Annotated in this window: 15 protein-coding genes; 9 read left to right on the top strand and 6 right to left on the bottom strand. The window is 64.4% G+C overall.

The genetic code is table 11. The features are described 5' to 3' along the window. Window positions 1-163: 163 nt before the first annotated feature. On the top strand, window positions 164-409 hold the full coding sequence (locus ACSQ20_RS14680) for a hypothetical protein (protein ID WP_436021126.1): 246 nt from the start codon (window positions 164-166) through the stop codon (window positions 407-409). A 79-nt stretch (window positions 410-488) separates the two neighbouring features. On the opposite strand, the gene ACSQ20_RS14675 is transcribed toward ACSQ20_RS14680, so the two are convergent. Then, window positions 489-647, bottom strand: a complete 159-nt coding sequence (locus ACSQ20_RS14675) for a DUF3096 domain-containing protein (RefSeq protein WP_085230062.1) — start codon at window positions 645-647, stop codon at window positions 489-491. 285 nt (window positions 648-932) lie between these two features. On the opposite strand from ACSQ20_RS14675, the gene ACSQ20_RS14670 reads away from it, so the two are divergent. Next, entirely contained in the window at window positions 933-2,108 is a 1,176-nt protein-coding gene (locus ACSQ20_RS14670; RefSeq protein WP_436021123.1) for a lactonase family protein, read from the top strand. A gap of 280 nt (window positions 2,109-2,388) precedes the next feature. Beyond that, on the top strand, window positions 2,389-3,015 hold the full coding sequence (locus ACSQ20_RS14665) for an antimicrobial peptide resistance and lipid A acylation PagP (protein WP_436021121.1): 627 nt from the start codon (window positions 2,389-2,391) through the stop codon (window positions 3,013-3,015). Between the two features lie 21 nt (window positions 3,016-3,036). Here the strand turns inward: ACSQ20_RS14665 and ACSQ20_RS14660 are convergent, their stop codons facing one another. Together ACSQ20_RS14660 and ACSQ20_RS14655 are read right to left on the bottom strand one after the other, a co-directional pair. Beyond that, on the bottom strand, window positions 3,037-6,084 hold the full coding sequence (locus tag ACSQ20_RS14660) for a DNA translocase FtsK (RefSeq protein WP_436021119.1): 3,048 nt from the start codon (window positions 6,082-6,084) through the stop codon (window positions 3,037-3,039). A 114-nt stretch (window positions 6,085-6,198) separates the two neighbouring features. Beyond that, a complete protein-coding gene (locus ACSQ20_RS14655) occupies window positions 6,199-6,738 on the bottom strand; it encodes an META domain-containing protein (RefSeq protein WP_436021117.1) in 540 nt (179 codons plus the stop codon). A gap of 135 nt (window positions 6,739-6,873) precedes the next feature. Between ACSQ20_RS14655 and purT the strand changes: the two genes are divergently transcribed. After that, window positions 6,874-8,100: a formate-dependent phosphoribosylglycinamide formyltransferase gene (purT, locus tag ACSQ20_RS14650; protein ID WP_436023130.1), complete on the top strand. Its 1,227-nt coding sequence runs from the start codon at window positions 6,874-6,876 to the stop codon at window positions 8,098-8,100. 456 nt (window positions 8,101-8,556) lie between these two features. Further along, window positions 8,557-10,008, top strand: coding sequence for a DEAD/DEAH box helicase (locus ACSQ20_RS14645; RefSeq protein ID WP_436021115.1), 1,452 nt, complete (start codon window positions 8,557-8,559; stop codon window positions 10,006-10,008). Window positions 10,009-10,073: 65 nt separating this feature from the next. Here the strand turns inward: ACSQ20_RS14645 and ACSQ20_RS14640 are convergent, their stop codons facing one another. Then, window positions 10,074-10,601: an Lrp/AsnC family transcriptional regulator gene (locus ACSQ20_RS14640; protein ID WP_436021113.1), complete on the bottom strand. Its 528-nt coding sequence runs from the start codon at window positions 10,599-10,601 to the stop codon at window positions 10,074-10,076. A 160-nt stretch (window positions 10,602-10,761) separates the two neighbouring features. Here ACSQ20_RS14640 and ACSQ20_RS14635 point away from each other — a divergent pair, with 160 nt between their 5' ends. Then, complete coding sequence (locus tag ACSQ20_RS14635; protein ID WP_436021111.1) at window positions 10,762-11,778, top strand: 1-aminocyclopropane-1-carboxylate deaminase; 1,017 nt, start codon at window positions 10,762-10,764, stop codon at window positions 11,776-11,778. Window positions 11,779-11,839: 61 nt separating this feature from the next. Here the strand turns inward: ACSQ20_RS14635 and gluQRS are convergent, their stop codons facing one another. Then, a complete protein-coding gene (gene gluQRS, locus ACSQ20_RS14630) occupies window positions 11,840-12,778 on the bottom strand; it encodes a tRNA glutamyl-Q(34) synthetase GluQRS (protein ID WP_436021109.1) in 939 nt (312 codons plus the stop codon). Window positions 12,779-12,792: 14 nt separating this feature from the next. Further along, complete coding sequence (locus ACSQ20_RS14625; protein WP_436023128.1) at window positions 12,793-13,659, bottom strand: sulfurtransferase; 867 nt, start codon at window positions 13,657-13,659, stop codon at window positions 12,793-12,795. Window positions 13,660-13,824: 165 nt separating this feature from the next. Between ACSQ20_RS14625 and dnaE the strand changes: the two genes are divergently transcribed. The 3 genes from dnaE to waaC all read left to right on the top strand — a co-directional run bounded on the left by dnaE (window position 13,825) and on the right by waaC (window position 19,775). Further along, entirely contained in the window at window positions 13,825-17,427 is a 3,603-nt protein-coding gene (dnaE, locus tag ACSQ20_RS14620; protein ID WP_436023126.1) for a DNA polymerase III subunit alpha, read from the top strand. 40 nt (window positions 17,428-17,467) lie between these two features. After that, window positions 17,468-18,592: a glycosyltransferase family 4 protein gene (locus tag ACSQ20_RS14615; RefSeq protein ID WP_436021107.1), complete on the top strand. Its 1,125-nt coding sequence runs from the start codon at window positions 17,468-17,470 to the stop codon at window positions 18,590-18,592. A gap of 178 nt (window positions 18,593-18,770) precedes the next feature. Continuing rightward, window positions 18,771-19,775, top strand: a complete 1,005-nt coding sequence (gene waaC, locus ACSQ20_RS14610) for a lipopolysaccharide heptosyltransferase I (protein WP_436021105.1) — start codon at window positions 18,771-18,773, stop codon at window positions 19,773-19,775. Window positions 19,776-20,104 lie beyond the last annotated feature (329 nt).

Raw genomic sequence — 20,104 nt, 5'->3', positions numbered from 1 at the left:
CTGCTCTGCGGTAGGTCGTTGCCAGCGCCGGGTCTGGCTGGCTACAATCGCATCTCGGGGAATTTGTGCGACGCATCCCCCATAGCGGGGCGAACACCACCGCACGATGCGTTCTCGGCCAGCCGTGCGCCTGTGACGTTCTTTCACCACGAGGATTGACGCCATGCAGCATCCGTCCAAAGTCGATTGCATCACTATTCTCTCCGCCGCCCGCGATCTATGCGACGGCGCCTTGCTTTCTCTCGATCCCAATGCACTGGGCCTGTCGCGCAACGGCATGGACGCCGCAGCGGCGTTTCTGATTGAACGCGCCTGCTTCACACAACATCGCGACGGCGACGGCCATTATGCGGTCGGCGGCCTCTCGTTGCAGGGAAAGCTGCGGCTCGACCAGCTCGCGAACGGTTGAACTGTTCGATCCGAAGCGGACCAACGTGACTCGCCGCCACTGGGCACGCTGCTAGCTGATACCGGTCATCCCGCTTGCTTCAAAGCCGCAGATGCTCCGATGCGGGACCAATCAGCCCAAGAATGCCGATGATGATGAGATAAAGCGCGACGATGTAATTCAAGAGTCGCGGCACGATCAGAATCAGAATGCCGGCGATCAATGCGGCTAGCGGCCCAAGACTGACTGAAATGTTCATGGCGATGCCTCGCGTCGGATGGATCGGTTGGTCGGCGCGTGTCGCTCGCTCGCGGCGAGCGACGGCTATGCCGACGGAGATACTTTGATGCCGAATACGTTGGTTCAACGCTGGTCGCGCGTGCGGCCAGGCTGGCCTTTTCGGGTAACGTTTTCCGCCCATGCGCCGAACTGTGATGATACTTGGCGGCCTAGCGAATCGTGTGCCCTCCTCCTAAGAGGGGCGCGATCGTGCAAAGGTTTCGCGACACGACGTTTATCTGTTTTCGCGTCCTTGGTGACGGCTGTGGCGGCCTTGACGGCTGTGACAGCTGTGACGGCGCCGCAGCACGCTGCGGCGCAAACGGCGAACGCCGCCGGCGCATCGTACGATCTGCTCGTCGGCACGTACACGACGAACGGCAAGAGCGTCGGCATTTATGTGTACCGCTTCGATCCGCAAACCGGGGGGACGACGCTGCTGTCGTCGGCGCCGACGGTCAATCCGTCGTATCTCGCGGTAGGCAGCGGCAATCGGACCGTTTATGCGGTCAACGAACTACCCGGCGATAACGGGCCTGCCAACGAGCGCGGCGGGGTGAGCGCATTTTCGTTCGATCCGGCGAGCGGACATCTTGCGTTGTTGAACCGCGTCTCGTCGCAAGGTAATGACCCTTGCTATCTGAGCCTGTCGCCCGACGGCAAATACCTGTTCGTCGCGAACTATTCCGTGGCCGCCAACCCCGGCGGCAGCTTTGCCGTGCTGCCGGTCGGCGACGGCGGCAGCCTGAGCGCCGCAGTGCTGAGCGTTCATCACGAGGGCAGCGGCCCGGTCAAGGGCCGGCAGGACGACGCGCACGTCCATTCGACGGTTTTTGCGCCGGACGGCCGTTATCTGTTCGCGCAGGATCTGGGCATCGACAAGCTCTATGGCTATCGCTACACGTCCGATGGCACCCGCGGCTTGCTGAGCCCCACGCCCACCCGCTACGTGAACATGCCTGCTGGCTCGGGGCCGCGTCACCTCGTGTTCGACGCAAAAGGGCAACGCGCTTATCTGACGAGCGAGTTGTCGGCCACGGTGACGGTGCTGCAGTACGCGAACGGCGAGCTCACGCCGTTGCAGACTATCCGGCTGGCTGCGCCCGGTTTTACCGGCAAGCAGGGTGCCGGTGCGATTCACCTGTCGCCGGACGGACGTTTTGTCTATGCGACGAATCGCGGCGACGCGAACGAGATCGTCATCTTCTCGGTCGATCGCCATGACGGAAAGCTCAGGTTGGTGGGCCGCCAGTCAACGCTCGGCCGCACTCCGCGCGAATTCGCGATCGATCCGAGCGGCCGTTGGTTGATCGTCGGCAATCAGGATAGCGATACCGCCTATGTCTTCAGCCGCCATCCAGATGCCGGCCTGCTTGGCCCGAACCCGGTGCGGCTCGACATCGGCGCACCGGTCGATTTCAAGTTTGTGCCGGCGTCGTGATCGTCTTTGCGCGCCTGAGCCTGAAGACAAAGAGAGCCTGCGCGTCAGAGCAAGCACGCAGGCTCGAAGCTACCGCCTCACGGGGGGGCGGGGCGGCAGAGGATGGAACAGGACAGGACACCCAAGCGGTTTCGATATGCTGATTGACGCAACGGCCGTGCCGGGCCTGCGTAAGCTCCCGTCGATTGAGGTTGGGCCGGCGCGTGTGCACACCGCTTCACCCCAGCGCGTCGTTTGTCCGGTTATTTCTTGCAATCGCCTCGCACGATTTACGTGTTTTATGCAGATGCATCGAAGCGAAGCAACGACGACAGGGCCAGCCGGCCGCCGGCTGCGCACCGCCGCGTGGGTCTGCGCCTGTGCGTTCGGGTTGCTCGTCACGCCGCTGCAGGCATCGGCCGGCGCGGTCGTGAGCTGCACGCCGGGCGACGACGTGCTGAGCGATGCATGCCGCCGCGTTGACCGCGTGGCGCAGCACGGCAGTTGGGATCTTTACCTTACAGGCTATGCGTGGCATATCGACGGCTATTCGGCCGAGCAGCGGCATGCGCTGAACGCCAAATCGTGGGGCGGCGGCGCGGGCAAGCATTGGACCGATGCAAATGGCAACGAAGACATCCTGTTCGCGTTCGTCTTTCTCGATTCGCACGTGCGCCCCGAGCCGATTGCCGGCTATGCGCGCGTGTGGTTTACGTCGCCGGTGATGGGCGGCTTGTCGGTAGGCGGCGGATGGTTCGCGGGGTTCACCGCGCGCAAGGACGTGCTCAGCTACATACCGCTGCCGATCGCGTTGCCCATCGCGTCGGTGCGGTATCGCAACGCTTCGGTGATGGGCACGTTCATCCCGCACGTGCCGGGCTCCGGCCACGGCGATATCGCATTCTTCTGGACGCGCTACGAATTTTGATGCATTGACGCCAATGTGCCGCTAGCCGTCGCGCTCGGGCGGCGCAAGCACTTCGCGGCTACCGTTGACGCTCATCGACGACACGAGCCCCGCCGCTTCCATTTGCTCGACGAGACGCGCGGCGCGGTTGTAGCCGATGCGTAACTGTCGCTGCACCGACGAGATCGATGCCCGGCGCGTGCGCACGACGAACGCCACGGCTTCGTCGTAAAGCGGATCGGCCTCGGCATCGGACGCGTCGCCAAAGAGATCCTGTGCGGCGCCTTCTGTCGCGGGGCCGTCGAGAATGCCTTCCTCGTATTGCGGCTCCCCGAACTGCTTGAGATGCTCGACCACGCGATGCACTTCTTCATCGGCGACGAACGCGCCGTGTACGCGCTGCGGGTAGCCGGTGCCCGGCGGTAGAAACAGCATGTCGCCCTGACCGAGCAGCGATTCGGCGCCCATCTGATCGAGAATCGTGCGCGAATCGATTTTCGACGAAACCTGGAATGCCACGCGCGTCGGAATGTTGGCCTTGATCAGGCCCGTGATGACATCGACGGAGGGGCGCTGTGTCGCGAGAATCAGATGGATGCCGGCCGCACGCGCTTTTTGCGCGAGCCGTGCGATCAGCTCTTCGATCTTCTTGCCGGCAACCATCATCAGGTCGGCGAGTTCATCGATGACGACGACGATGAACGGCAGCGTCGAGAGCGGTTCCGGCGCATCGGGCGTCAGCGAGAACGGATTGGTCAATTTCTTTCCCGCCCGTTCGGCATCGCGCACTTTTTGATTGAAGCCCGCCAAGTTGCGCACGCCGACGGCCGACATCAGCCGGTAGCGCTTCTCCATTTCGCCGACGCACCAGGTGAGCGCGTTCGCGGCAAGCTTCATGTCGGTGACGACTGGCGCAAGCAAATGCGCAATGCCCTCATAGACCGACAGCTCGAGCATCTTCGGGTCGATCATGATGAGGCGCACGTCCTCGGGCGACGCTTTGTACAGCAACGACAGGATCATCGCGTTGATGGCAACTGATTTGCCCGAGCCTGTCGTGCCGGCCACCAGCATATGCGGAGCCTTCGCGAGATCGGTCACGATCGGCTGGCCGGTGATGTCCTTGCCCATCGCGATGGTGAGCAGCGAACCCGAATTGCGATAGGCGCTTGCATCGAGAATTTCGGAGAGGCGGATCATCTGGCGCTTCGCGTTCGGCAGTTCGAGCCCCATGCAAGTCTTGCCCGGGATCGTCTCGACTACGCGAATCGATGTGAGGCCCAGCCCGCGCGAGAGATCCTTCATCAGGCCCACGATCTGGCTGCCGCGTACGCCGAGTGCGGGCTCGACTTCGAAGCGCGTAATGACAGGGCCGGCCGACGCGCCGACCACGGTCACCGGCACCTTGAACTCCTGCAGCCGTTGCTCGATCAACTGACCCGTTAGCGCGAGCTGCTCGGCCGGGATCGGCTCAGTGTCGGCCGATGCACGCTCGAGCAAGTCGAGCGACGGCAGCTCGATGGCGGGGGCAACCGGCGCGTGGAACGCAAAGTCCTCGACGATGTAACCGCGCACGCTCGGGAGTGAAGGTTGTGCGGGCGGTGGGCTTGCGGGCGTCGTCGGTGTTTCGTCGATGCGCTCGAACGGCGATGCCTCGTTGGCCGCAGCGGCGCTGGTGCGGATAGTTTCGCTGTGCGCTTCGTGCGTTGCGCGCAGTGGTTCAGTGTCGGCGGCATGTTGCTCCGCTGGTGCGGGACGCTGAATGGAAGGCGTCGCGGCGGACGGCAGCGGGGGGGGCGCGGGAAATGGCGGCTCAGGTTCGTGCGGAAAGTGCGGCGTTGCGGGTAACACGTCCGGCGTCGGGGTAGTGTCTGCGTCTGCGTCGGCCGCTTGCTGCGCCGGATGCACGTTCTGCGCGTCGTGCGGCGGTGCGTCGGTTGCTTGCGCCGCATCCGGCGTTTCATGCGACGGCGTCGCGGCAGGGCTTGTTGCCGGCTCGTCCACGGCCTCGATCGGCGGCATGCCGAACGCCGGCGATGCCTTAGGCGGCTGCTCGCTCGTACGATCGGCGGGGGCACGGAGGCTCGTTTGCATCGACACGTCGTCGGACGCGAACGCCTGCTCCTGCTCTGCGGACATCGATGCTTGGGTCGGCGAAACGCCGTTGCGCGCAAGGCTTACGCCCGCGAGCGTCGTCCATTGCGCAGCGTTCGCTTCGATCGCGCGCAGTGTCTCGAGGACCCCAGGCGTCGGCGTCGCGGGGCGAATGCCGGCCGTCGCCGTCGCGCTGTGCCGCACAGGGGCAAGCGCGGCCGATGACGTCGGGGAGCCCGTCAGCGAGCGATCCGGCGTACGAGATACCGCGGGCGCGCGCGGCGCGTTCGACTGCTTCGAGACGGGCTGCGTTTCACGTGCGGGCACGCCGACGGTTCGGGTCGAAGCAGGTTTGGCCGTGGCGCGTGGCACGACGTTCGCGAGCCGCGGCCCGTATGGCGCCGCAGCGCCCCGCTGCGTGACGGCAAGCGTGGCACCGCGCGGCGCGCTCGACGACGCAGGCGGTCGCCAGGCGGTCGGGCGCGCGTAGCGGCCGGTCGATTTGGGCGCCATTGGGTTCGTCGTTGCGACGCCGGCTGCGATGGCGCCCGGCCGGCCACGCGCATCGTTGCCGCGTGCCGCTTTCGCGCGCAGACGCGAGATGCCGAGGCCGAGGCCCAGCGCGCGATCGGCGGCCGCCAGCGCGTCGAGCCACCGAAACGCGAGCAGCCACGGCAGGCCGGCGGCGAAGAGTGCGAGCATGGTCAGCGGCGCGGCGGTGGCGCCAAGCGTCGGCCCGAGCATGTGCCCGAGCACGTCCCCGACGCCGGCGAGCACCCCGCGTCCCAGGACGTGAGCGCTGCCGCTGCCCGCGGCGAGCGCTGCTTCGAGTGCGCAACTGGCGATGAGGACGCTTACGAACCCGAGCCACAGGCGAATGGTGCCGGGGCCGCGCAGGCTGACGCCGCCGGGCAGCGCCGCCTTGGCGAGGCGCCACAACAAGGGAAGGAACCAGACGGCGGAAAGGCCGAACCAGTTCAAGACTGCCGTATGCATGCTAGAGCGAGAAACTGACGAGGCAAAGAGGCTGACGAAGCCGGCGAGCGACGCCGGCGAACCCGACGAGTTTAACCGGTCGGTCGCCGCGCGACGGTGGCATCGCTATGGCGCTCACCGATCAGCCCGCTGGAAGCTGAGCGTCGCACCGTCTTCCGTGATGATCACCAACTGCACGGGCGGGCGCCACTGCACGCCGGTCTTGCCGATATGCGCCAGCGCATCGAGATAGCCGCGCTCGAACTCGCCACGCTCGCCCGGGCAAGCGCGGCGCGTGGTGGTGAGCGGGCCGAAGGACAACGTGCCGTCAATCAGCGAATAGCGCGCGCTAAAGCGGTTGCAGCCCGCTATGCCGCTCGCTTGGCGCTGGCCTGTGGCCGTCGAAAAATCGAGCGTCGGGCGGGCGGCGTCGCCCTCACTCGGGAGTTCACGCCGGCCGCCATCGGCCGTTTGCCAAGCGGCGAGTACCCAGTGCGTGTCGTCGAGCAACTGCACGGCGGCGGGCACAAACGGATCGCTGCGCGGGGCGGCTGAATCGGGATGCGTCGGCATCGCACAGGCTGCGAGGAGCGCCGCGCTCGCCAGCACGCCGGCGCGTCGCGACCCGCTGGCACGCGTTGCCGCGCGCAACGACGCGATGAACTGACTCCACATGACTGCGTTTCCTTTTTTGATCTGCTGGCGAAGGCGTAAGGGTAACGCACTCCGATCGGCGCGCGTGAGGGAACGCATGCGCCTCGTGCTAGCATCCCGCTTCTTCACATGCTTTACGAACGAACGGGATACGTCATGCAGATCGGCCATCGAATCGGCACGCCGCTCACGTCCTCGGCCACGCGCGTCATGCTGCTGGGCGCGGGCGAGCTCGGCAAGGAAGTCATCATTGCGCTGCAGCGGCTTGGCGTCGAGACGATCGCCGTCGATCGTTACCCGAACGCACCCGGCCATCAGGTCGCGCACCGTTCGCATGTCATCGACATGACTGATCCGGCGGCGCTTGTCGCGCTCGTGCATGCTGAACGGCCGCATTTGATCGTGCCGGAGATCGAAGCGATTGCGACCGACGCGCTTGCCGAAATCGAGGCGGCCGGCGTGGCCGAGGTCATTCCCACGGCGCGCGCCACGCAGTTGACGATGAACCGCGAGGGCATTCGCTGCCTCGCGGCCGAAACACTGGGTCTGCCGACTTCACCCTACACGTTCGCGCAATCGTTCGACGAGTTCAAGGCCGCCGTTGCCCGCATCGGCTATCCGTGCGTGGTGAAGCCGGTCATGTCGTCGTCGGGCAAGGGGCAGTCGGTTCTGGCCAGCGAGGCAGATATCGAGCCGGCCTGGCGCTACGCGACGGCCGGTGCGCGCGTGAATGTCGGGCGTGTGATCGTCGAGGGTTTTCTCACGTTCGATTACGAGATCACGTTGCTGACGGTGCGTGCGGTCGGTGCGGCGACAGGCGAAATCGAAACCGCGTTTTGCGAGCCGATCGGCCATCTGCAGGTGGCGGGCGATTACGTCGAATCGTGGCAGCCGCAGCCGATGTCGGCCGCAGCGCTCGCGCGCTCGCGCGAGATCGCCACGAAAGTCACGGGCGCGCTCGGCGGGCGCGGCGTGTTCGGCGTCGAGTTGTTCGTGCGCGGCGACGACGTCTGGTTCTCCGAGGTCAGCCCGCGTCCGCACGATACCGGGCTCGTGACGTTGCGCTCCCAGCGTCTGTCGGAGTTCGAGCTTCACGCGCGCGCGATTCTCGGCTTGCCGGTGGATACCGCGCTTGCCGCGCCTGGCGCGTCGGCGGTCATTTATGGCGGGCTCGAGGAAGCGGGCATCGCGTTCGAGGGCGTGCGCGAGGCGTTGGCCGTGCCGGCTTCGGACCTTCGCCTGTTCGGCAAGCCCGAAAGTTTCAAGAAGCGGCGCATGGGCGTGGCCGTGGCGACGGGCGCCGATATCGACGAAGCGCGCACGCGCGCGAAGGCGGCCGCCGCGGCTGTACATCCTGTTTCGACGATCCAAAAAGAAAGCTGACGCTCGAACGCGCGCGCGAAAGATGGCATCCGTCATCGCGATGTCGCGCGAAACGAGCAAGATCGACACCGCAGGCGCGCGTTTTCCGACTTAGGCCTGGTTTAGGCTTGGCCGTTGCGGCAGCTCGGGTCGTGCCTGTGGGCGCCCAAAACGCGCCCACGGATGCCGCGGCCGGCCGCAGCGGGAACACGATGCTACAATACCGGCCTTTCCGGCAGCACTGCCGCCGGAGTTGGCCACGCCTAGTCGGCCACCGCCTGTTGCGCGGCACCGTGGGCGGCCCGCGCCGTCGTTGGCCGTTACTGGCCCACTGGCCGTTTGGGGCTGCCGTGGTTTATGCCTCGACGTCGATTCCGTCGAGCCGCGCTAGTGCCGAATACCGTACTAGTAGCCTATGTCCGCTGCTGCGCGCGAACGACGCGACGCGTGAGCGGTGCACTTTTAGCGAACGCCACCATGTCTGATCCTGCTGTTACGTCCCCCATCGCGACCTTCGACCATTTCGGGCTCGCCCCCGACATCCTCAAAGCGATTGCGGAGCAGGGCTACACCACGCCGACGCCGATCCAGGCGCAGGCGATTCCGGTCGTTCTGGCAGGTCGCGACGTGATGGGCGCGGCTCAGACGGGCACCGGCAAGACGGCCAGCTTCTCGCTGCCGATCATCCAGCGCCTGCTGCCGCACGCAAGCACAAGCGCGTCGCCTGCGCGGCACCCGGTGCGCGCGCTGATTCTGACGCCGACGCGCGAGCTCGCCGATCAGGTGGCCGCCAACGTGCACGCGTACGCCAAGCACACGCCGCTCAGAAGCGTGGTGGTGTTCGGCGGCGTCGATATGAACCCGCAGTCGGCCGAGTTGCGGCGCGGCGTCGAGATTCTGATCGCCACGCCCGGGCGGCTACTCGATCACGTTCAGCAAAAGACGGCGAATCTCGGCCAGGTGCAGATGCTTGTGCTCGACGAGGCCGATCGCATGCTCGACATGGGCTTTTTGCCCGATTTGCAGCGGATCTTGAACCTGTTGCCGAAAGAGCGTCAGACGCTGCTCTTTTCGGCGACGTTTTCACCCGAGATCAAAAAGCTGGCCGCAACCTATCTGCGCAATCCGCAGACGATCGAAGTCGCGCGCAGCAACTCGACGGCGACCAACGTCACGCAAATCGTCTACGAAGTGGCCGAGGGTGACAAGCAAGGCGCCGTCGTGCAACTGATTCGCGAGCGCGGTTTGAAGCAGGTCCTCGTTTTCTGCAACAGCAAGATCGGGGCGGGGCGTCTGGCGCGGCAACTGGAGCGCGACGGCGTGGTGGCCTCCGCCATTCACGGCGACAAATCGCAAAATGAACGCATGCAGGCGCTCGATGCGTTCAAGCGCGGCGAACTCGAAGCGCTGGTGGCAACCGATGTTGCCGCGCGCGGTCTCGATATCGCCGAATTGCCCGCGGTGATCAACTTCGACCTGCCGTTCAACGCTGAAGACTACGTGCACCGTATCGGCCGCACGGGCCGTGCGGGCGCGTCGGGCGATGCGCTCTCGCTTTGCAGTCCTAACGAACGCAAGCAGCTTGCGGACATCGAAAAACTGATCAAGCGGCCAATCGAGGTGCTGCCGCTGGTGCTGGATGCGCCGGTGCGTCATGCGCGTGAGGAGCGCGGCCGCCGCGAGCGCGACGATCGCGCGTCGCCGGGGCGTCGTGCTCGCGGCGCGTCGGGCCACGAGCGTCCGGTGCATCGTCATACGCATGCGAGCGTCGACGATTTCTTCCTCAAGCCCTACGAGCCGTCGCCGTCGGTGCGCGAGCGCGAGGCGGCGTCCAACGAGTCTGCGGCGCCCGCGAAGGCCGCGCCGAAACAGCCGCTTGCCGCGCTGCTTGGCGGCTTTGGCATGGCGCGCCGCAATTCGTCGTCATAGTCGACATCGGCAGTCGAGCAGCGCCGCGCATCCCCGACTAGGCGTCCCCGACTAGGCGTCCCCGACTAAACCGGAAACGCTGTCGTCGACAAAATCTCTTTCAGTACCATGAAGCTGCGTATCTGCCGCACGCCGGGCAGGTAGAGCAGTTGCTCGGCATGCAGACGGTTGAAACTGTCGCTGTCGCGTGTGCGCACGAGCATGAAATAGTCGAATTCGCCCGTTACGACGTGGCATTCCATGCAGCCCGAAATCTTGCGCGCTGCTTTTTCGAATTCCGCAAATGTCTCCGGTGTCGATCGATCGAGCACGATGCCGATCACGACGAGCATGCCTGCGCCGATCGCTTTCGGTGCCAGCAGCGCGACGACGCCTCGAATAAATCCCGCCTCCTTGAGCCGCTCGACGCGCCGCAAACAAGCCGGCGCGCTCAGTTTCACTTTTGCCGCGAGCTTGACGTTCGAAATCGATGCGTCTTGCTGCAGCGCTTTGAGAATCGCGCGGTCGGTCCGATCGAGCTGCGCGAGTGCGGCGGGCTCGGCGGTAGCCCGCGTGCTATTCGCCGCACGGCGACGTAATTTTATTGCGCTCATGATGGATTCAACACATTGAAAATAAATAAACCGAGGAATTAGCAATCTAAAATTACGTACTACCTTTAATTTTCGCAAGCTCATTTCGTCGCAATCGCCCTATTATTTTCTGATCGCGCAGCAGTGTCCTTAACCTTTGACCGCACGATCGGAGCCCGTCATGAACTTGGATCGATTTCCCCGTTATCCGCTCACGTTCAGCCCCACGCCGATCCACCCATTGAAGCGGCTCACGGCGCACCTTGGCGGCAGAGTCAACCTGTATGCCAAACGCGAAGACTGCAACAGCGGACTCGCATTCGGCGGCAACAAGACGCGCAAGCTCGAGTACCTGATCCCCGAGGCGCTGGCACAAGGTTGCGACACGCTCGTTTCCATCGGCGGCATTCAGTCCAATCAGACGCGCCAGGTCGCCGCCGTCGCCGCGCATCTCGGCATGAAATGCGTGCTTGTCCAGGAGCACTGGGTCAACTACAGCGATGCGCTGTACGATCGGGTTGGCAATATCGAGCTGTCGCGCATCATGGGAGCCGATGTCCGCCTCGTTCCCGATGGCTTCGACATCGGTTTTCGCCGCAGTTGGGAAGAGGCGCTCGAGAGCGTGCGTCGCGCGGGCGGCAAACCCTACGCGATTCCAGCCGGATGTTCGGACCATCCGCTTGGCGGGCTCGGTTTCGTTGGTTTCGCCGACGAAGTGCGGCAACAGGAAGCGCAGCTTGGCATTCGCTTCGACTACATCGTCGTGTGCTCGGTCACGGGCAGCACGCAGGCGGGGATGGTCGTCGGCTTTGCCGCCGATGGGTGGGCCAGGCAGGTGATCGGTATCGACGCCTCCGCCAAGCCGGAGGCCACGCGCGCGCAGATTCTGCGTATCGCGCAACAAACGGCGGAGCAGGTCGATCTCGGGCGCGTGATCGTCGATGACGACATCATCCTCGATACCCGCTATGGCGGCCCCGAGTACGGGTTACCGAGCGAGGGCACGCTCGAGGCCATACGGCTCGCTGCCCGGCACGAGGGCATGCTGACCGACCCGGTCTACGAGGGCAAGTCCATGCACGGGATGATCGACCGGGTGCGCCGCGGCGAATTCGCGTCGGGCGCCAATGTGCTGTTCGCTCATCTTGGCGGTGCGCCGGCACTGTCGGCTTATAGCTTTATTTTTCGCAACGGGTGAACGAGGCGATCGTTACTGCTTGGTTCGACTGCACGCAAAATTGTCGGTGGGATTTAGCGCTTTAGCGCTTAGATCGACCCCATGCAGAGCTCGCAGCCCACGCCGCAACCATCTCCACATAAAACGCTTCGAGCGTCACGCCACCCCAGTTGTGCGCTGCCGACACCAGCCCCAAATGGCGCGCCGCAGCTTGTAGCGCAGGCAGCGGCCGGCTCGCATCGAGCGCTTGCGCGCCGGTCTGCTTGCTGAGCTTTTCGCCCTGCGCGTCCGTCACCACCGGAACGTGCAGATAGGCGGGCGTCGGCACGCCGAGACAGCGTTTCAGATAGATCTGACGCGCTGTCGAATCGATGAGGTCCGCGCCGCGAACGACGTGCGTGATGTGCTGGTCGGCATCGTCGACGACAACCGCGAGTTGGTAGGCCCATTGCCCGTCGGCACGCTTGAGCACGAAATCGCCGACTTCATCGGCCAAATTCTGCTCACGCACGCCTTGCCAGCGGTCATCGAACGAGATCGTCGCGGCAGCCCCGTCGGGCACGCGCAAGCGCCATGCCCTTGCGGGCTTGCCGAACAGGCCCTGGCGGCAGGTGCCCGGATAGGCGAGCGTCGTATGGCGCGCGTGGCTGCTGGCCAGCGAATCGGCGATTTCCTTGCGCGTGCAGCCGCACGGATAGACGAGCCCCGCGGCCGTGAGGCGGTCGAATGCCTGCGTATAAAGCGCGGTGCGCGCGCTTTGCCAGACAGGCGGCTCGTCGGCGAGCATGCCGAAACGCTCGAGTGTCGAACATATCTGCCGGTCGGCGCCTGGCACCGTACGCGGCCCGTCGATATCCTCGATCCGCACGAGCCAGGTGCCGCCATGCGCGCGCGCATCGAGATAGCTTGCCAGCGCACCGACGAGCGAGCCGAAATGCAGCGGCCCGGTTGGCGATGGCGCAAAACGGCCGCGATAGGCTGGCGACGCGAGTGCGTCCGGTGAACTGATCGCGGCGAGCACGGGGCGGCCGCCGCTTACGCAGCCTCAGCCGCCGTACCGCGTTGCGGATGGCAGGCGGGGCAGTACCGGCCGGCCTCGTAAAGCGGCGAGTGCTGCGCCTCCAGCGTGACGACGCCGCGGCAGCCGAAGCACTGCACGGTAGGGGTGGGGCCGAGTTGCGGATCGAGCGCGGTGCGGTAATCGAACACGAAGCATTCGCCGTGATAATGCGCGCCGCCCACTTCCTCGAAGTACTTGAGAATGCCGCCTTCGAGCTGATAAACATGCTCGAAGCCGATCTCCTTCATATGGATGGCGGCCTTTTCGCAGCGGATGCCGCCGGTGCAGAACGAGACAACGGTTTTATCCGTGAGTTCGTCGCGATGGGCTTGGATCACCTCGGGGAACTCGCTGAATTTGTCGATGCGGTAATCGATTGCGTTGTCGAACGTCCCCACGTCGACTTCGAACGCATTGCGCGTGTCGAGCATGACAACCGGGCGCCCTGCGTCGTCGTGTCCGCGATCGAGCCAGCGCTTGAGCGTGGGCGCATCGACGGCGGGCGCACGGCCAAGCTCCGGCTTGATGGCCGGCCTTTTCATCGTGATGATTTCGCGCTTGAGCTTGACCAGCATGCGGCGAAACGGCTGCGCTGGCGACTCGCTTTCCTTGAACTGCAGCGATGCGAACTTGCCTTCGAAAAGCGGATCGTGGCGCAGATAGTCGACGAATGCGTCGGCCGCCTCGCGCGAGCCGGCTACGAACAGGTTGATGCCTTCGGGCGCGAGCAGAATAGTGCCTCGCAAGCCAAGCGCGATCGAGCGTTCGGCCACGAGCGGGCGCCATGCCTGGATTGCATCGAGCGTGACGAATTGATAGGCGGAGAGATTGACGATGCTCATGATGATGATGGTGCCTGCTTCGCGCCGCGTAGCAGCGTCCTGTGCAATGCGCAAAACCCGTATTATCCCGCAAATTCGAATCGAAACGGGCGCGCCGGCGGCGCCACTCGGCCGCGCGCCGCGCGCTCCTTTTTGCGACAGAAAACGCGTTGCGCCGGATGTACAATACGGCCCATGTCAGATCCCCGCTTCGTCCATCTTCGCATCCATTCCGAATTCTCGATTGCCGACGGCATCGTGCGCATTGACGACGTCGTCAAGGCGGCCGCTGCCGACGGGCAGGGCGCGCTCGCACTGACCGATCTTTCGAACGCATTTGGTCTTGTCCGTTTCTACCGGGAAGCACGCGGCAGCGGCGTCAAGCCGATTGCCGGGTGCGACGTCTGGATCACGAACGCGGCCGATCGCGACAAGCCTGCGCGTTTGCTGTTGCTCGTCAAAGACGGTCGCGGCTATTTGAACCTGTGCGAGCTGCTTACCAAGGCTTGGCTGACCAATCAGTACCGCGGACGCGCCGAGATCGACCCGGCATGGTTCGATACGCCGCTGTGCGAGGGCCTGATTGCGCTTTCGGGTGCGCAACTCGGCGACATTGGGCTCGCGCTTGCCGCGGGCAACAAGGACGCCGCCAAGCGCTACGCGCTGCTATGGGCCGAGCGCTTTCCGAACGCGTTTTACATCGAGTTGCAGCGCTGTGGCCAGCCTGGTGGCGAGGCGTATGTGCAGCAGGCCGTGGCGCTGGCGGCGGCACTGAAGCTGCCGGTCGTCGCCACCCATCCGGTGCAGTTCATGACGGCCGACGATTTCACCGCGCACGAGGCGCGCGTGTGCATCTCCGAGGGCGATATCCTCGCGAATCCGCGCCGCCCGAAACGCTTCACGACTGCGCAGCATTTTCGTACGCAAGACGAAATGGCTGCGCTCTTCGCCGACATCCCGTCCGCCGTTGCGAACACAGTCGAAATCGCCAAGCGTTGCAACCTGGCGCTGGAACTGGGCAAGCCGAAGCTGCCGCTGTTTCCGACGCCCGACGGTATGTCGCTGGACGAATACCTCGTGCAACTGTCGAAAGACGGTCTGGAGCGCCGGCTAGTAGAACTCTACTCGGACGAAGCCAAACGCGTCGAGGCCCGCGAAACCTACTACCAGCGGCTCGAATTCGAGTGCAAGACGATCATCAAGATGGGCTTTCCGGGCTACTTCCTGATCGTTGCGGACTTCATCAACTGGGCCAAGAATAACGGCGTGCCGGTGGGGCCGGGGCGCGGCTCGGGCGCGGGTTCGCTCGTCGCCTATGCGCTCGGCATCACCGATCTCGACCCGCTGCGCTACAACCTGCTGTTCGAGCGCTTCCTGAACCCTGAGCGCGTGTCGATGCCTGACTTCGACATCGACTTCTGCCAGGAAGGGCGCGACCGCGTCATTCAATACGTCAAGGGCAAGTACGGCGCCGATGCGGTCTCGCAGATCGCGACCTTCGGCACGATGGCGGCGAAAGCGGCCGTGCGTGACATCGGCCGTGTGCTCGATCTCGGCTACACGTTCACCGACGGCATTGCGAAGCTGATTCCGTTCAAGCCGGGCAAGCATGTGACCATCGCCGACGCGATGAAGGAAGAGCCGCTCTTGCAGGAGCGCAACGACAACGAAGACGAAGTGCGGCAGTTGCTCGAACTCGCGCAGCGCGTCGAGGGCTTGACGCGTAACGTCGGCATGCACGCGGGCGGCGTGCTGATTGCGCCCGGCAAGCTGACCGACTTTTGTCCGCTATACGCGCAGGGCGATGACGGCGGCGTCGTGAGCCAGTACGACAAAGACGACGTCGAAGCCGTTGGCCTCGTCAAGTTCGACTTTCTCGGTTTGACGACGCTCACGATTCTCGATTGGGCCGAGCGCTATATCCGTCGGCTCGACCCGTCGAAGGCCGATTGGTCGCTCGCGCAGGTGCCGCTCGACGATCCCGCTTCGTTTTCGATGCTGAAAAAGGCGAACACCGTCGCCGTGTTCCAGCTGGAAAGCCGCGGCATGCAGGGCATGCTCAAGGATGCGCAGCCGGACCGCTTCGAGGACATCATCGCGCTCGTCGCGCTGTACCGGCCAGGCCCGATGGACCTGATCCCGAGCTTTTGCGCGCGCAAGCACGGGCGCGAGGTGGTGGAGTATCCGGACGCGCGCGTAGAGCCTGTTCTGAAAGAGACCTACGGGATCATGGTCTATCAGGAGCAGGTGATGCAGATGGCGCAGATCATCGGCGGCTACTCGCTTGGCGGCGCCGATCTCTTGCGTCGTGCGATGGGCAAGAAAAAGGCCGAGGAGATGGCCAAGCATCGCGAACTGTTTCGCGAGGGCGCCGCCAAGAACGGGCTGACGGGCGCGAAGGCCGACGAGATCTTCGATTTGATGGAGAAGTTCGCGGGCTACGGCTTTAACAAGTCGCACGCGGCTGCCTATGCGCTGTTGGCTTACTACACGGCGTGGCTCAAGGCGCACCATCCGGCCGAGTTCATGGCAGCCAACATGAGCTTGGCGATGGACGACACCGACAAGGTGAAGATCCTCTATGAGGATTGCAAGTTCAATGGCATCGCCGTGCTGCCGCCCGATATCAACCATTCGGCTTATCGCTTCGAACCGGTCGCCGAGCTCGACGGCAAACGCTCGCGTACGATCCGCTACGGGTTGGGCGCGGTAAAGGGCAGCGGCCAGAATGCGATCGAAGAAATCCTGCGGGCGCGCGAAGCGGGGCCCTTTGTCGATCTATTCGATTTTTGCGGGCGCATCGACCGGCGCGTCGTCAACCGGCGGACCGTCGAGGCGCTGATTCGCGCCGGCGCCTTCGATACGCTTCATGCCAATCGCGCGCAACTGATCGCGTCGGTGCCGCTCGCGATGGAAGCGGCCGACCAGGCGAGCGCCAATGAGATGCAGGCGGGCCTGTTCGACATGGGCGATGCGCCGTCGCAAGGCCATGAGCTCGTCGACGAGCCGGCTTGGCACGAAAAGCGCAAGCTGCAAGAAGAGAAGACCGCGCTCGGTTTTTACCTGTCGGGCCACCTCTTCGATGCCTATAAGGATGAGTTGCGGCGCTTCGTGCGTCAAAAGCTCGGCGAGCTGAAGGAAGGGCGCGACAAGCTTGTGGCAGGCATCATCGTTTCGCTGCGCACGCAGATGACCCAGCGCGGCAAGATGCTGATCGCGCTGATCGACGATGGCACGGGCCAGTGCGAAGTCACCGTTTTCAACGAGCAATACGAAGCGAACCGGGCCGTGTTCAAGGAAGACGAATTGCTGGTCGTGCAGGGGCAGGCGCGCAACGATGCATTCACGGGCGGCATTCGCTTCACCGTCGATGCGGTGATGGACCTCGAGCGCGCGCGCAGCCGGTATGCGCAGGCGGTGAAGGTCTGCATGAACGGCAATGCGGATGCCACTGCGTTGCGCCGCGTGCTCGAGGCGCATTGCGCGCCGCCGGCGGCGGCCGAGCCGGCAGTGGCAGTTGCAACGGCCGCGCCGGCAGGCAACCGCGGCTTCGGTGGCGGCATGCGCGGCGGTGGCGGCGGCAGCGACGCCTCATCCGCTCGCGGCGCACGGCCGCGAACGCCGCCGCCGGCCGTGCCAAACGGGCTTGCCGTGCAGATCGTCTACACCAACGCGCGCGCGCAAGGCGAAGTGCGGCTCGGCGACGCCTGGCGCGTGCGCCCAAGCGACGATTTGCTGGCCGCGCTGCGAACCGAGTTCGCCGCGAGCGCCGTCGAAATCGTTTATTGATTACGGCGATGCTGTTCCTCAAGTTTTGCGGTACCCCCGCATGAAGATCGGTATTTCTGCCAACGCGCTCAAGCAGGGCGGCGGCTTCGAGCGCTATGCCATGGACTTGGCGCGCGGGCTGGCCCAACGCGGCATCGAGCCGGCGTTTTTTGCCCGGCGCTTCGACCGCAGCCTGCCCGAAAGCGGGCTGGTGCAAGCGCACCGAATCAACGTGTCGTTTCTGCCGGGCAAGTTGCGTGACCACTGGTTCTCATGGCGTTTGCGTCGGATGCGGCGCGCTGCCTGCGTCGATGTGCTGATTGGCTGCAATCGGGTCGATTCATCCGATATCGCTGTATGCGGCGGCACGCACCGCGGTTTTGTGCGCGCGCTTGGCCGCACGCCGACGCGAGCCGACCGGTGGCAGATCGCGCTCGAAGCGCGCCAATACGCGCATGCGGCCGTCGTCGTGGCCCACTCCTTGTTGATGCGCGACGAATTGCGCGAGCTCTACGGCGTAAGCGACGACAAAATCCGTGTGCTTTATCCGCCCGTAGATGCAGCCCGCTTCTCGCCCGTCACGCCGCAGGCAAGGGCGCAGCTGCGCAAACGGTTCGGTTTCGCCGACGATGAAATCGTCTTGCTGTTTCCGTCGAGCAGCCATGAACGCAAGGGTTTGCCGCTCATCGAAGCCGTGTTGCGCGAGACGAATCTTCCGATCATCGTGGCCGTGGCTGGCCGTCCGCCCGAGCGGACCAGCGCGCGGATTCGCTACATCGGCTATGTGACGGATATCGAGAACGGCTATCGGGCGGCCGACTTCACGATCCTCGCTTCGAAGTACGAACCGTTCGGACTCGTCGGCGTGGAGTCGGTCATGTGCGGCACGCCGGTCATTCTCGCGGCGAACATCGGCTGCTGCGACGCGATTGCACCGCATCGCAAACTCGTGTTCGCTCCGGGTGATGCACTCGATTTGCAGCGAGTGTTGGAACAGGCGGTGCACGCGGTCCAGCTTGGAACGAGCCGTGCGTCGCCATCAAGTGCGCGGCAGGCATCCGACCCGATCGCGTACGACCCCAGCATCGCAAGCCATGTCGATTCGCTCGTGGCGCTCGCGCATGAACTTCGGGCTGCCTCGAGTTCGAGCGACGGCGCGTCGACTCGGTACGCTCCGCCGGCTTGAACGGGGCCCCTCCACGTCGCTTACACTACCGCCTTCAAGCGGGCTGTGGACGCGCGTCGCGCGCGGGCAATCGAGTATACTGCTGCGGCTGCGGACGAAGCGCGCTTCGGTTTGGCAGCACGGCTCCTTCATTTGAAGGCCAGTTGGCTTCGCTCCGGAAAAATCACCACAAAGCGCCATGAACCGCGTTCTCATCATCAAGGTCACATCGTTGGGCGACATCGTGCACGCGCAACCGCTCGTGGCCGATTTGCACCGCGCTTTTCCCGGGGTCGAAATCGATTGGGCCGCGGACGCGGCTTTTTCGGAAGTCCCGCGATGGAACCCGGGTATCGATCGTGTGCTGTGCGCGCCGCTCAGGCGCTTCAAGCAACAGCGCAGCATGGCGGATTTCAAGGCCATCGCGGCATCTATTGGCGAGTTGCGCCGCTTCAAATACGACGCCGTCATCGACGTTCACGGCGTTTATAAGAGCGCGATCATCGCCTTTTGCGCGCGCGCCCGCGTCCGCTATGGCTATCGTTCAATCGATTTGGGCGAAAAAGGCGCGGCATTTGCCTATTCGCGACGTTTTGCCCGTCCATCCGCGCTCAATGTCTGGGACGGACTTCGCAAAAGCGTCAGCGACGCCTTTGGTTATGAAATCGACACCGCACCCGAGTTCGGGCTGAAGATCCCGACGCCGGCCACTATTCCTGAAGCTACCCGACAAGGCCCGTTCGCCGTGCTGTTGCACGCCACCTCGGCCGATGTAAAAAAGTGGCCGATCGAATCCTGGCAGCAGGTCGGCCGCGAACTCGTTTCCCAGGGCATCCGCGCCGTGTTGCCCTGGGGCTCGGAGCAAGAGCATGCCGAGGCGCGTGCGATCGCCGCCGGTATCCCTGACGCGACGGTAATGCCGCGGCTGTCCGTGCGCGAGCTGGCCCAGCATATCGATTTGGCCACGCTTGTCGTCGGCACCGATACGGGCTTCACGCACCTGGCCAGCGCGCTGCGCAAGCCGACTGTGATGATTTTCACCGCTACCTCGCGCGAGCATTTTGGCGTGAATGTCCCGGGCCGGGCCGTTTCGGTGGGCGACGAAGGCGTAGTGCCGTCGGTTCGCGAGGTTACCGAAGCGATTCACGCGGTCTGGCAGCCGTCGATTGCGTCCGGCGCATCGAAAATCGTTGCGCGCGCGTGAGCCGCTGAGCCGCGCCAAACGAACGAGCCTCTCATCGCGTGTTTTTTGAATGCCTTCGCAGGGTGCGCCGGCTGGTGAGCCGTTCGGGTGTCACGGCGCGTGCGGTATACTGGCGAACTTCTGTCAGAGCGGGGGCCGGCTGAAGCGGGCCACCTAGCGGGGGTTTCGAGCTTCTCCCGCGCGATTTAATCATAGGTTTGATGCGCGTGCGCCCGAGTCGACGCAAGCGTTCCTCTTTTTTGCGAGGAGCGACAAAGACAACGCGACGGGACGCGGCTCGATAACGGACCTTGCCTCGAGAACGACACAAATCAAGTGACGGGGCCGGA

It is taken from the genome of Trinickia sp. LjRoot230 (genome assembly GCF_964253315.1).
GTDB lineage: Bacteria > Pseudomonadota > Gammaproteobacteria > Burkholderiales > Burkholderiaceae > Trinickia.
This window is presented reverse-complemented; position numbering and strand designations above follow the sequence as displayed.

What these genes read in the sequence shown, in the direction of transcription:
- ACSQ20_RS14680 (WP_436021126.1), top strand. Translation starts at nt 164, where the DNA reads ATGCAGCATCCGTCCAAAGTCGATTGCATCACTATTCTCTCCGCCGCC.
- ACSQ20_RS14675 (WP_085230062.1), bottom strand. Translation starts at nt 647, where the DNA reads ATGAACATTTCAGTCAGTCTTGGGCCGCTAGCCGCATTGATCGCCGGC.
- ACSQ20_RS14665 (WP_436021121.1), top strand. Translation starts at nt 2,389, where the DNA reads ATGCAGATGCATCGAAGCGAAGCAACGACGACAGGGCCAGCCGGCCGC.
- ACSQ20_RS14660 (WP_436021119.1), bottom strand. Translation starts at nt 6,084, where the DNA reads ATGCATACGGCAGTCTTGAACTGGTTCGGCCTTTCCGCCGTCTGGTTC.
- ACSQ20_RS14655 (WP_436021117.1), bottom strand. Translation starts at nt 6,738, where the DNA reads ATGTGGAGTCAGTTCATCGCGTCGTTGCGCGCGGCAACGCGTGCCAGC.
- purT (WP_436023130.1), top strand. Translation starts at nt 6,874, where the DNA reads ATGCAGATCGGCCATCGAATCGGCACGCCGCTCACGTCCTCGGCCACG.
- ACSQ20_RS14645 (WP_436021115.1), top strand. Translation starts at nt 8,557, where the DNA reads ATGTCTGATCCTGCTGTTACGTCCCCCATCGCGACCTTCGACCATTTC.
- ACSQ20_RS14640 (WP_436021113.1), bottom strand. Translation starts at nt 10,601, where the DNA reads ATGAGCGCAATAAAATTACGTCGCCGTGCGGCGAATAGCACGCGGGCT.
- ACSQ20_RS14635 (WP_436021111.1), top strand. Translation starts at nt 10,762, where the DNA reads ATGAACTTGGATCGATTTCCCCGTTATCCGCTCACGTTCAGCCCCACG.
- ACSQ20_RS14625 (WP_436023128.1), bottom strand. Translation starts at nt 13,659, where the DNA reads ATGAGCATCGTCAATCTCTCCGCCTATCAATTCGTCACGCTCGATGCA.
- ACSQ20_RS14615 (WP_436021107.1), top strand. Translation starts at nt 17,468, where the DNA reads ATGAAGATCGGTATTTCTGCCAACGCGCTCAAGCAGGGCGGCGGCTTC.
- waaC (WP_436021105.1), top strand. Translation starts at nt 18,771, where the DNA reads ATGAACCGCGTTCTCATCATCAAGGTCACATCGTTGGGCGACATCGTG.